Source organism: Streptomyces sp. MBT65 (assembly GCF_016612545.1).
Classification (GTDB): Bacteria; Actinomycetota; Actinomycetes; order Streptomycetales; family Streptomycetaceae; genus Streptomyces.
The window spans coordinates 1-12,021 of the sequence record NZ_JAENRY010000007.1; the positions used below are offsets into that span (position 1 = coordinate 1).

A 12,021-nucleotide genomic window follows, 5' to 3' on the forward strand; every position below is an offset into this window, starting at 1 on the left:
ACGAACCGCCCCGTCGTCCAGGTCCGACTGGCCGATGCCGGCGACCTGTTCATGACCTGGACGACGGGGCGGTTCGTCAGATCGACGGTGATCCAGAACGGCACCGCGTCCTCGTGCGCGATCCGCCGGTGATAGCGGAACTCGGCCGCCGCGATGTACTCCTGCAGCGCGACGCGGCCCGGCCCCGACTGTGCCGACATCCGCACCTTCGGCGGCGGCGCGACCCGCAGCCCGACCGAGGCGGCGGCCTCCGCCGCGACCCCGCCGAGCGCAATGGCGCCCTCGGCGCGGTCGTACGCGTCCATGACCTTCATGGCCGCACTCGGGAACACCGACGTGGGGTCCTCGACCGGCTCGGAGGGCGACGTACGTTCCAGCGCCAACAAGGCACCCGCGCACCGGTGTTCCGCCAGCTCGAAGAGCAGGCCCTGGTCCTGTCGGCGGATCGCGAGACGGAACGCCAACTGCATCGCCTCGTCGGCCAGTTCGAGCCACTGGCTGCGCGCGTGGGCGGTCGCGAAGTCGTAGCGTGCCGCCTCCAGGGCCAGCGCGGCGGGCAGGGCGAGGGAGAGCGCGTTGCCGATCGACTCCGACTCGCGGTCGCCGTGGTCCGTCCGGTTCAGGTTGTCCTCAAGGGTGCGGGCGAGCATGAGGTCGACCTGCGCGCACCGCTCGTACACCTCGCGCTCCTGATACACGTCCCGGGCGGCCTGGGCCAGCCGCTTCATCTCGTCGATGTCGCCCCGCTCATAGGCGTGTTGGGCGCCCAGCAGCATGGTGTCGGCGGCGGCGATCGACGCGCCGAGCCGCTCGAACCGGGCCAGGCTCGCCGCCAGCAGCTCCTCCGCGCCGATGGTGTCGCCGCGCCGGCCGGCGAGAAAGGCCCGCGCCTGCTCACAGACCGCGAGGTCCCCGAACCGCCGCTGCCCCTCGAAGAACGCGGACGCCTCGGCGAACAACCGCTCCGCCAGGTCGAGTTCACCCCGGTGCAGCGCGGCGTACGCCCGATGCGCGAGCAGCACCCGCTGCTCACCGGTGTCTCCCGACGCCCGGAAGTGGTCCTCCGCACGGGCGAAGAAGTCCTCGGCCGCCTCGAACCGCCCGGTCGAGGAGCAGATCAGACCCAGGGCGACCAACAGCCGGGGGACGGTCTCCACCGCCGTCTCCGGAGTGGTGGCCAGCAGCGCCGACGCCTGTTCCTCGGCGGCTCCCCACTCGCCCCGTTCCATCAGCAAGTGCACGCGGGTCAGGCCGAGTTCGGAGGTGCGCAGCCCGTCGGGGTCGTCGAACTCCGGCAGCCGGAGGGCCGCCTCGTCGAGCCGGGCCAGCGCCTCGTCCAGCCGCCCGGTCCTGCGCAGCAGGTCGGCGTCGGCGATCAGCGTCCGCAGCAGCATCTCCAGCCACAGTTGCCGGCCCTGCGGTCCCATCGGCTCCGCCGCGATGCCGTCGAGCAGCGCGCGGGACCGGGAGTTGGCGTCCTCCGCCCCCGCCGGATCGGTGGCGACGAGCCGCACACTCGCGATGTTCGCCAGCAGATGCGCGCGCAGGAACCGGACATCCGGCGAGTCCTCGAAGGACTCGGCCAGAGCCAGCAACTCCTCGTAGACGGCGACCGACGCGTCGAGATCGGCACCGAGCTGATACTCCTCGGCCTGGGCCAGTCCGCTGTCGAAGGGCTCCCCGTAGAGCTGCGCCACCCCACCGTTCTCGTTCGGCATCGGTCAGTAGTCCTCATCGGTGGTGGCGGCGGCGATCTCGGCGAGAAACGGCCCCGAAGTCCCCTCGTGCGGCGCAGAGTTGGGGACGTCGGGCTGCGCCGCTGCCGCGAGCCGTCGCCGGACCAGCGCGCGGATCGCGTCGCGGTCGGCACCCCCGTCAGGACCCGGCCCCGGATCGAAGCCGGGCAGCAGCACCCCGATCTCGATCCGCGACCGGCCCTCCCCGGCGGTGGACAGCTCCAGGTCCGCCCGCCCGCTCCACACGTCGTCCCGCCGGGCGAGCGGCACCCGACTCGGGCGACCGGCGTCGACCCCGACCTCCGCGACGAGCAGCGCACCGGCGACGGGCGCCGCGCTGTGCGCGACGACCTCGACCTCGATCCGTCGTCGCGCGCCGAGCGCGCGGGCGGTCCAGGACACGGCGGTCTCGGAGGCGTCGACGAAGCCGGGCGGGTAGCGGCGCCAGTCGTTGGTTCCCGCGCCCCGCGCGATCACCCGGCCACCGGTGACGAGCGGATCACCTGCGGCCAGGGCGTAGTCGCCGTGCCGTGCGAACAACGCGGCGGGATCGACCGGAGTGCCGTCCGCACGGGGCCGGGTCAGGGCCGACCGAAGGCTGCGCAGCTCTCGACCGTCCAACCCGGCGCCGTCCGCCGCGTCGTCGACCGACCGCAGCACACGCTCCAGCCGACGTGCTGGTTCCGTCGACGGCGGTGTGGCCTGCCACCAGCGGATCAGCGGGTCGAGAGCGGCCCGGTGGTCCTCGATCAACTCGGCCACGCAGTCGTCGGGTTGATCACCCTCGTCGTCGAAGAGCTGCTGGCACTCGTGCGTGAGCGCGGCCAACTCCAGCCCCAGGACGTCCGGTTCGAGCGCCGGTATCCCGTCGAGATGGGACGCCGGCCACCACCGCGCCGCCCAGTGCCCGAAGCCGAGCAGGGCAGCGGCGCCCGCGAGGCCGGTCGGATCCGAGGGAACCCGCACATCGGCCGACTCGCCTGCCACGCAGGCCTGCACGGCAGCAGCGGTGCGTTCACCGTAGACCGCCCACAGCCACTGCTGCGCCCGCCCCACGTCATGGATCTCCGCCGTGGGCAGCCCGGTCGCCGCGAGAACCGGCCAGGCCAGCACCGCTCCGGCGACATCGAGAACCGCTCGGGTGACGTCAGAAGAGGCACCAGGACCGGCGGCGATCCGGATCGTGCCGTCGTCGTCACGGACGACATGGACTTCGACGGAGGCCCGCGCCATCACGCACTCCTCGACTCGGCAACGCCTGCTTCGGCTACGGCAGTTGGGGTTGCCGATGTCGACAGCGTCCGCAGCGCCGACCGCACCCGGGCCCGGTGGTCCATCATCACCGAGCGGGCGACCCCGTCGAGCACCGCCCAGGCCGACGCGGCATCCGTGAGCGGCGCGTCGCGGACGTCCCGCCCGTGCAACCGCACCCACAGCCGCCGCATGTAGGCGGTCCAGGGCGTACGGAGATCCTGCGCGAGGGCGTCCAGCACCCCGCCGTCCGGATCGGGGCGCGGCGAGACGGTCATCCGGCGGGCGCGCAGGACCGAAGCCTCCCTGCGCCAACGGCTGTTGACGGCTCGGTGCGCCGAGGTGCGGCCCGGCGCGGGCTCCTCGATGCCCAAGGGGTCGAGGCCGACCGCGAGTCGGCCGCCGAGGACGACAGCGACGCGCAGACTCTCGTCGTACAGGCCGAGCGGGGCGCAACTACGGCCGACCTCCCACCCGACGAGCTCCGGGACCGTGGGCAGTTCCTCGCGGCGGGCCGACGACTGGAGCACGACGAAGACCCGCTCGAAGAGTGTGCGGTCCAGCGGCGCGGGCAGGGTGGCCGTCGAGGCACCCCGGCCGACGTGCGGCCGTGGCGGCAACTGCCGCTCGGTCAGGCCGAGATGGGCCGGTAGTCCGTCCCGCCCCCAGACCCCGCTCGCGTGCGCCCACAGGGCCCGGCCGAGCAGGCCGCCGTGTCCGCCCTCGACCATGGCCGTGTACGACGGTGAGCTCCTCGGCCCCTCGGCCCCGCCGCAGGCCTCCAGCACCTCACCCGCCAACGCGACCGCAGCGGCCGTATCGACGGCCGGAACGGACCGACGCCCTTCCCACCCGACAATCAACTCCCGCTCCAGCCGGGCCTGTTGGGTGGCATCTGCCAGATATCGCTTCAGCGCGTCGACCGTACGGCCGCCGTCCGCGTCCGCGACGTCCTCGACGACGGCCCTGGCCAACGCGCCCGCACCGGCGGCGGGTTCGCCGTGCTCGGCGGCCAGCTCGAAGCACCGCTGGAAGTACAGATCCTGGGGATTTCCCGCCACGACACCCAGCGCCCGACGGGTCCGCTTGAGCAGCGTGAACCACTGTGCCGTCGCGAGCAACCGCGTACCGGACTCCCGTATCAGCGCGTCGAGCCGCGCGGCCGGCTCCGGGGCGAGGAAGTCCACCGCGAGGTCGGGACTTAGGCCCGGCCGGACGATCAACGGCAGCACGATCAGCTTGACCGTCCGGGTCAGCGGGGCGCCACCGGGGCCGCTCAGCGATTCCAGCCCCGGCCCCAGCGCACGCCACGCACCGTCGATCACCAGGGCGCGCGGTCGGCGCTCGCCGGTCGGCTGGGTGGGAAGCGGCATGTCAGGAGGGTACGTCGTCCGAGATCGGGCGGGCGAACCTGGGATCGGTAGGCGACCGGAGCCACCTAGCGTCCACAGGGACAGCGGGAAACACGGGCATCCGACCCGACCAGAAGGAGAAGCCGACATGGGAATCTTCGGGCGTCGCAAGAGCCGCGAGGAGAAAGCCGCCGAGATAGCGGGCCAGGTGGCCAGCGGGAAGGGTTTCTACGGCCGGGCGACCCGCGCCTTCCTCGGCAACGAGGACTACGCCAGGGTCCAGCAGTCGATGGGCGCCTACAACTCGGGCCTCGGAGTACAGCAGTTGCTCGCCGCGGGAGCGCCGACCACGACCGCCGTCGTCGTGTCGATCGCCGACACCGGCCAACTGGTCAACCACGACCCGGTCGTCGACCTGGTCGTCCAGCCCACCGGGAGCACCGAACGGTTCCCCCTGCGGACCATCGTCTCCAAGCTGCGGATCCCCCGCACCGGCGACCAGGTCCTGCTGGTGGCCGACCCCGCGAACCCCGGCGGCTACCTCTACGCGGGCGACGGCGTGACCCCGTGACCGGGACACCACACCTCGACGTGCTCGAATCCCTGACATGACCGACGAAGGGGTCCGACCCGATCCGGTGCGGATGACCCTGGTCGATCACGTCGGCCCGTGGGATGCCGCGGTCCTGTACGTCATCGCCGCGACAGTGTGCCTGTGCGGCCCGGTCATGCTGGGACTCGCCCTCTTCGGGGGCGTGGACCTGATGGTCGTCGGCATCGTGTTCACGGTGGTCTTCGTTCCCGTGGGCCTGGGATTCGGGGCCGGCACGGTCAGCGAAAGACGGCAGAACCTGAGGCTCGACGCCGTCGGGGTTCCGGCGACCGCCGAGATCACCGACCTGACCGACTTCGACTGGAACGGGGAGGAATCCGGTGTCGAGGTCGGTCTGCGCGTCAGCGGGCCGGGGCTGCGGACGTTCGAGGCGACCTGGAGACGCGGACACCATCCCGGCCTGCGGGTGGGCCGCACACTCCCGGCCGAGGTGGACTCGGACGGCGGTCGGTTCCGTGTCCGGCTGTGAGCGCACGAAGTCCGGTTATGAGCGTATGAAGGGAGAAGAGAGCGATGCGCAGCCGCACCGGTGTGTTCATCGGCCATCTGCTGTTCGCGGCGGTCTGCCTCTCGGGGGCTCCGGTCTTCGTCCTCGTCGGGTACTACGCCTGGCCCGACCATCCCGGCTGGGGCTGGCCGGCCCTCGTGTTCGCCTTCGGACTCGTCGGTACGGCCATGATCCCCGTCACGGCGATCACCGCCACGCGGCAGGCCTATCCCCGGATCACGCGCAGGGACCGCGTGAAGAAGGCGAGCCATCCGTACCGGGACGACACCTTCGTGATGTGGGCGCCGACGTCCCAACAGGGCCACCCGCAGGCGCAGTTGGTCCGCGCGGACGTACTGGAGGCGTCGCTCGTCCACTACAGCCCCGACGGCGAGTCGACCTTCACCACCCACGGGGGCAACTACACCCCCGACGAGTTCACACCGCTGATCAAGCTGAGGATGCGAGTGCACGACGGCGAGGGGATCGAGGGGTTCGAGGTGACGGGCGAGTGCCGGGTGCCGTCCCTGTGCCTCTCGGCGATCACGGCGGGTCGCCTGGCGGTACTCGTGGGCCCGGAACGTCCCGGCGCACAGCGAAGGATCACCCCGCAGTGGCCGAGCAGCGCCCTGCTGGCCGGCACGAGAACCTGGCGGGTGACCGACCTCGAAGGCCGAACGACCGATGTCACCCGGCGAGTTGACCGCCAGCTCCAGCAGCTGCGGATCTCGCGCGAGGTCGGAGGCATCGCCCTGACCGGCGACACGATCGACCTCCGGCACCTGGACCCGCACACGGCGGCACGCTACGCCGCCCTGGCCGACCGTCCCGAGGACCAGGCACCGGTGAGCGAGCCGGGCGAGGAGGCTCGCCGACTCGCGGACCAACTCCCCGGCGAACAGGGGGCGTTCGGCTCGGTGGGCCGACGATGGTCGCGCCGAGGCGGAGTCCTGGTGCGCGGCCGCTTCCTGGAGATGCGCGCCAGAACCACCTTCCAGGACCACGGCCCCGTCCTCGACACGGTCCTGCGCATCCAACCGGCCGACGGCACACCCCCGTTCGACGCCGCCCGCCGCCTGACGGTCCCGATGAACTACCTGACAGCCCTCCACCGCACCAAGGAGATCGTCCTCGTCGGCAGCCCCAACGGCAGCTCCTACGACGTCGACTGGGCCCGAAGCAACCTCCTCGCGGGCGTCACCGCGGCCACGGTCATCACTCCGGACGGCCAGGAACTCCCGGTGACGGAACAGCCCGACCTCATCTGGGCCCTGATGAACCTCCTCGCATCGCACGGCATTTCGGTCACGACACCGGTCCTGGACCTCCGCACGCGCCGGACGCACACGGTGGCGGGCGCGGTGCAGCACTTGGTGCGCGGCCACGTCGAACCCCGCACCTGTGCATGATGTGCGCTGTGGACGGTGAGAACGATGCGAACGGTGAGCAAGGACAGCGACAGACCAGGACGGGCCGGCCGCCCGCGACCTCGCGGGCCGCACTCGAACGCGTGGGCTTCGAGCTGTTCGCACGGCAGGGCTTCGACCGGACGACCGTCGACGACATCGCCATCGCGGCAGGCATCGGCCGCCGTACCTTCTTCCGCTACTTCGCCTCCAAGAACGACCTGGTGTGGGGTGACTTCGAAGCCGAACTGGTCAAGCTGGACGGCCTGTTGACGGCGGCCGATCCCGCCGCCCCGATGATGGACGCGCTGCGCGGAGCGGTCGTCGAGTTCAACCGCTTCGACCCGGCGGCCGTGCCCTGGCACCGGCAGCGCATGGCGCTCATCCTGCGGGTCCCGACCTTGCAGGCCGACTCGACCGTGCGCTACGCCTCGTGGCGTACCCTCGTCACGGAGTTCGCCGCACAGCGCACCGGCCGGGCGGCCTCGGAGCTGGTGCCCCGGCTGATCGGCCACACCGTCCTGGCCGCGTGCATCGCCGCCTACGAACACTGGCTGACGGACGAACAGGCAAGCCTCGGAGGCCTGTTGGACCTGGGCCTACGCCAACTCGCGGCCGGCTTCGACGGTCCAGCTCTTCCCTGAGGCGAGTTACGGCAGGTCGCGGCGCATCGCGTCGGCGACAAGCTCGCCGACGAGCACGGCGGTGGCCGCCGGACCACGCAACGGCGCGGTCGGCAGAATCGAGGTGTCCGCGACCCGCAGCCCGACGACACCGTGCACGCGCCCGTACTGGTCGACCGCCGCCCCCGGATCGTCGACTGGTCCCATCGGAACAGTGCCGCACGTGTGGTGCGAGGTACCGAGCCGTGCCGCTGTCCAGCGATCGAGCTGCCGGTCGTCCGCCAGCACGTCCGGCCCCGGCTCCACCAGTCCGAGGGACACTTCCCCGAAAGCATCGGTGGCAACCAACGTGGCGGTGGCGCGGACGACTTCGCGCAGCCGTCGCCGATCCTCGCCGGTCTCCAGATAGCCGTAGTCGACACTCGGGGGAGTGGCGGGATCGGCGGAACGCGTACGCAGTCGGCCGCTGAGCCGAGGTGACTGCACCGACGCCAGGAACGCGAGCGGAGCACCGGGCACGCTCACCGTTCCGCCGACCAGGCCCGCCGTGGGGACGAGCGAGTGGAGGATCTCCAGATCACCGCCCTGGTGAGTGCCGTCCGACGAGGACAGGTGGAGACACCCGCCGAGCCAGGAGTCGACGGGCTCGGGCAGCGGTCGCCGTGGCCGCCACTCCAGCACCACCTGCGGATGGTCACCGAACCGGGCTCCAACGGCGGGGGAGTTGGCGACCACCGCAATGCCCAGGCGCTTCAGTTCGTCGCTCGGTCCGATGCCCGACAGATGCAGCAGATGGGCGGAACCGAACGCCCCGGCACACAGCACGACTTCGCCGCACTCCAGCGTCGTACGACGTCCGTCCCGCTCCACGACGACACCGGTCGCCCGCCCGTGCTCGACGACGACTCGCCGCACCGAACTCCCGCCCTCCACCGTGAGGTTGGGGCGATCGAGCGCCTCCAGCAGATAGCCGACACCAGTGTTGACGCGTATCCCGTCCACCGAGTTGGACGGCACGGGCCCGAACCCGGGCGCGCCCTGCGCGTTCTTGTCGGGCTCCTCGGGGAAGCCCAACTCCTCAGCCGCCGACCGGAAAGCCACGGCGGCGGGGTGCCGTAGTCCCGTGCGCCGGATGCGCATCGGCCCACCGGAACCGTGCAACTCGTCCTCGCCGTAGTCGAGATCGGTCTCCAGGGAGCGCAGCAGCGGAAGCACCCGGTCGTACGACCAGGCAGCGCCTCCCACGGCCGACCACCGCTCGAAGTCCGCGCGCCGGGCCCGCACGAAGTACCCGCCGTTGACGGTCGTCGACCCGCCGAGAACACGCCCCCGTACGACGGTATAGGGCCGCTGCGGTGTGAGGTGGACCGCGTACGGCTGGACGGCGGGATGCCCGGGCCGGGCACCCGGGACGAGTCGCGCATCCAGCAACTCCCTGGTGAAATGCGTGCGTTGGCGCGGCACCGGGCCCGCCTCCAGCACCAGCACACTGCGGTCGGGGTCCTCGCTCAGTCGCGCGGCCAGTGGCGCGCCGCTGCCGCCCGCGCCCACGACGATGACGTCCGGGCGGCTCAACCGGGCCTCGACACTGCCGTAGACCGATCGGTCGAAAGAATCATGGCGTCTCCCTCTTCACTTTCGGCACCGGGTGCCATTACTGTCGACCGCGCAGCCGCCCGGATGCCCAGCCGGAAGCTCAGGGAGAGTCGCATGAACGAACTCCAGTCCGTACCGACCGTCCCGGCCAACGAGAACCAGGCCGAAGAGCCCGTCACGGAACAGCAGTTGATCGAGGCCGACGACCTCATCGAGGAAATCTCCATCGACGGCATGTGCGGTGTCTACTAGGCCCGCCCGCATGACCGCGCCGACCCTCGACCGCGCCCTCGGCCTGCATCCCCAAGTCTCGGTACGCCCCGAACCGTTCGGCGCGCTGCTCTACCACTTCGGCACCCGCAGGCTGACGTTCCTCAAGGACCGCCGACTCCTCGCCGTCGTCGAGTCCCTCGCGGACGCCCCCACGGCCCGCGCCGCCTGTCTGGCGGCCGGTGTCCAGGAGGCCGAACTCCCGCGCTACAGGCGGGCGTTGGCTGCACTCGCCGAGTCGTCGATGCTCGTCGGAAGGACCCCATGACCGCCACCGCCGAACCGACCCGGCTGGTCGACACCTTCGAATCCGGACTCGACGCCCCGATCTGCCTCACCTGGGAGCTGACCTACGCCTGCAACCTGGCCTGCACCCACTGCCTCTCCAGCTCCGGCCGCCGCGACCCGCGCGAGCTGTCCACCGCCGAAGCCAAGGCGGTCATCGACGAGTTGGAGGCCATGCAGGTCTTCTACGTCAACATCGGCGGCGGAGAGCCCACCGTCCGCGCCGACTTCTGGGAACTCCTCGACTACGCCACCGCCCACCACGTCGGCGTGAAGTTCTCCACCAACGGCGTCCGCATCACCCCCGAGGCCGCCCGCCGCCTCGCCGCCAACGACTACGTCGACGTCCAGATCTCCCTCGACGGTGCGACCTCGGACGTCAACGACGCGGTACGCGGCGCCGGTTCGTACGCGACCGCGCTCCGGGCACTGGAGAACCTCGCGGCCGCCGGCATGCGCAACTTCAAGATCTCCGTGGTCTGCACCCGTCACAACATCCCCCAACTGGACGAGTTCAAGGCCCTCGCCGACCGCTACGGCGCCCAACTCCGCCTGACCCGACTGCGTCCCTCGGGGCGCGGCGCCGATGTCTGGGACGACCTCCACCCGACCGCCGCCCAGCAACGCGAGCTGTACGACTGGCTGTTGGCCCACGGAGATCACGTGCTGACCGGCGACTCCTTCTTCCACCTCTCCGCCTACGGCGAGGCGCTCCCCGGCCTCAACCTGTGCGGCGCCGGACGCGTCGTCTGCCTGATCGACCCGGTCGGCGACGTCTACGCCTGCCCGTTCGCCATCCACGAGGAGTTCCTCGCCGGCAACGTCCGCACGCCCGGCGGCTTCACCGACGTATGGCGCGGCTCGGAGCTGTTCGCGCGGCTGCGCACCCCGCAGCACGGCGGAGCCTGCGCGTCCTGCGCCTTCTACGACACCTGCAAGGGCGGCTGCATGGCCGCCAAGTTCTTCACCGGACTGCCGTTGGACGGCCCCGACCCCGAGTGCGTGCAGGGCTACGGCGAACAGCAACTGGCCCAACGTGACAAGGGTGTTGGAGACCTCCCCAAGCCGTCCGCCGACCACTCCCGGCGACGGCCCGTGGACCTCGTCCTCACCCGGCGCCGGGACCTGGAACGGCCCCCGGTCACCGACTGCGCCGAGGATCCACTGGCCGGCCTGCGCCTCACCTAGACCACAAGGGAAGAGAACACGTCATGGGCAGGAACCCCTGGTTCGAGACGGTCGCCGAAGCACAGCGCCGAGCGAAGAGACGGCTGCCGAGCACGGTCTACGGCGCGCTCGTCGCGGGCTCGGAGCGCGGCCGCACGATCGACGACAACACGGCGGCGTTCGCCCAACTGGGCTTCGCGCCCAGGGTCGTTGGCCACCACGCGGAGCGCGACCTGTCCACGACCGTGCTCGGAGTACCCACATCCCTACCGGTGCTCATCTCGCCGACCGGTGTGCAGGCCGTGGACCCCGAGGGCGAGGTCGCCGTGGCGCGGGCGGCGGCGAACAGGGATGTCGTGATGGGGCTGAGTTCCTTCGCCAGCAAGCCCGTTGAGGAAGTCGCCGCCGCCCAGCCGAACCTCTTCTACCAGCTCTACTGGAGCGGCACCCGCGCCACGATGGTGCAGCGCATGGACCGGGCCAGGGCGGCCGGCGCCAAGGCGCTCATCGTCACCCTCGACTGGTCCTTCTCCCACGGCCGGGACTGGGGGAGTCCGTCCATCCCCGACAAGCTCGACCTGAAGACCATGCTGAAGTTCGCGCCCGACGTGCTGCCCCACCCCGGCTGGCTGCTCCGGTTCGCCAAGTCCCGTCGCCTGCCCGACCTTTCGGTCCCCAACCTGCGGCCCCCGGGCGGCGAATCCCCCACCTTCTTCGGCGCCTACGGCGAGTGGATGCAGACCACACCTCCGACGTGGGAGGACGTGACGTGGCTGCGCAAGGAGTGGGGAGGGCCCTTCCTGCTCAAGGGAGTCACCCGCGTCGACGACGCCAAGCGGGCCGTCGACGCCGGAGTGTCCGCCCTGTCCGTCTCCAACCACGGCGGCAACAACCTCGACACCACCCCCGCGACCATCCGCGTACTCCCCGCGATAGCGGAGGCGGTCGGTGCACAGATCGAAGTCCTCCTCGACGGCGGTGTGCGGCGGGGCGGCGACGTGGCCAAGGCCCTCGCCCTGGGCGCCCGCGCCGTGCTGATCGGCCGTGCCTACCTGTGGGGCCTGGCGGCCAACGGACAGGCCGGCGTGGAGAACGTCCTGGACATCCTGCGCGGCGGCCTCGACTCGGCGGTCCTGGGCCTCGGGCACTCCTCCGTCCACGAGTTGACGCCGGACGACCTGGTCATCCCGCCGGGCTTCCCCCTCGTCCTGGGCCGCGACGCCCCGGCATCCTGA

The 12,021-nt window shown here is 71.4% G+C and carries 11 protein-coding genes and 1 pseudogene; 8 read left to right on the top strand and 4 right to left on the bottom strand.

From position 1 onward, the window contains the following. The 3 genes and pseudogenes from JHN63_RS03295 to JHN63_RS03305 all read right to left on the bottom strand — a co-directional run. Positions 1-1,718: pseudogene (locus JHN63_RS03295) on the bottom strand (hypothetical protein); the annotation flags it as partial. Positions 1,719-1,721: 3 nt separating this feature from the next. Beyond that, positions 1,722-2,969, bottom strand: a complete 1,248-nt coding sequence (locus JHN63_RS03300; RefSeq protein ID WP_200677133.1) for a hypothetical protein — start codon at positions 2,967-2,969, stop codon at positions 1,722-1,724. Further along, positions 2,969-4,360, bottom strand: a complete 1,392-nt coding sequence (locus JHN63_RS03305) for a hypothetical protein (protein WP_200677134.1) — start codon at positions 4,358-4,360, stop codon at positions 2,969-2,971. Before JHN63_RS03305 ends, JHN63_RS03300 begins: the two co-directional genes overlap by 1 nt. A 127-nt stretch (positions 4,361-4,487) precedes the next feature. Between JHN63_RS03305 and JHN63_RS03310 the strand changes: the two genes are divergently transcribed. The 4 genes from JHN63_RS03310 to mftR are packed head-to-tail and all read left to right on the top strand — an operon-like array spanning position 4,488 to position 7,489. Next, positions 4,488-4,910 carry a hypothetical protein gene (locus JHN63_RS03310; protein ID WP_200677135.1) on the top strand — a complete coding sequence of 141 codons (423 nt, stop codon included), beginning with the start codon at positions 4,488-4,490 and terminating at the stop codon, positions 4,908-4,910. 37 nt (positions 4,911-4,947) lie between these two features. Beyond that, positions 4,948-5,421 carry a hypothetical protein gene (locus tag JHN63_RS03315; RefSeq protein WP_234476071.1) on the top strand — a complete coding sequence of 158 codons (474 nt, stop codon included), beginning with the start codon at positions 4,948-4,950 and terminating at the stop codon, positions 5,419-5,421. Positions 5,422-5,465: 44 nt separating this feature from the next. After that, entirely contained in the window at positions 5,466-6,848 is a 1,383-nt protein-coding gene (locus JHN63_RS03320) for a hypothetical protein (protein WP_200677136.1), read from the top strand. An 8-nt stretch (positions 6,849-6,856) separates the two neighbouring features. Beyond that, positions 6,857-7,489: a mycofactocin system transcriptional regulator gene (gene mftR, locus JHN63_RS03325; RefSeq protein WP_307781800.1), complete on the top strand. Its 633-nt coding sequence runs from the start codon at positions 6,857-6,859 to the stop codon at positions 7,487-7,489. 6 nt (positions 7,490-7,495) lie between these two features. Here the strand turns inward: mftR and mftG are convergent, their stop codons facing one another. Further along, positions 7,496-9,043, bottom strand: coding sequence for a mycofactocin system GMC family oxidoreductase MftG (gene mftG / locus JHN63_RS03330; RefSeq protein WP_200677137.1), 1,548 nt, complete (start codon positions 9,041-9,043; stop codon positions 7,496-7,498). A gap of 135 nt (positions 9,044-9,178) precedes the next feature. Between mftG and mftA the strand changes: the two genes are divergently transcribed. From mftA to mftD, 4 genes are read left to right on the top strand one after another with little or no spacing between them, the layout of a single operon-like run. Next, positions 9,179-9,316 carry a mycofactocin precursor MftA gene (gene mftA, locus JHN63_RS03335; RefSeq protein ID WP_200677138.1) on the top strand — a complete coding sequence of 46 codons (138 nt, stop codon included), beginning with the start codon at positions 9,179-9,181 and terminating at the stop codon, positions 9,314-9,316. 10 nt (positions 9,317-9,326) lie between these two features. Beyond that, positions 9,327-9,602, top strand: a complete 276-nt coding sequence (gene mftB, locus JHN63_RS03340) for a mycofactocin biosynthesis chaperone MftB (RefSeq protein WP_200677139.1) — start codon at positions 9,327-9,329, stop codon at positions 9,600-9,602. Further along, positions 9,599-10,807 (top strand): mycofactocin radical SAM maturase, encoded by a 1,209-nt coding sequence (mftC, locus tag JHN63_RS03345; protein WP_200677140.1) that lies wholly within the window; start codon positions 9,599-9,601, stop codon positions 10,805-10,807. The genes mftB and mftC overlap by 4 nt, the downstream gene beginning before the upstream one ends. Positions 10,808-10,830: 23 nt before the next feature. Continuing rightward, positions 10,831-12,021 carry a pre-mycofactocin synthase MftD gene (mftD, locus tag JHN63_RS03350; RefSeq protein ID WP_200677141.1) on the top strand — a complete coding sequence of 397 codons (1,191 nt, stop codon included), beginning with the start codon at positions 10,831-10,833 and terminating at the stop codon, positions 12,019-12,021.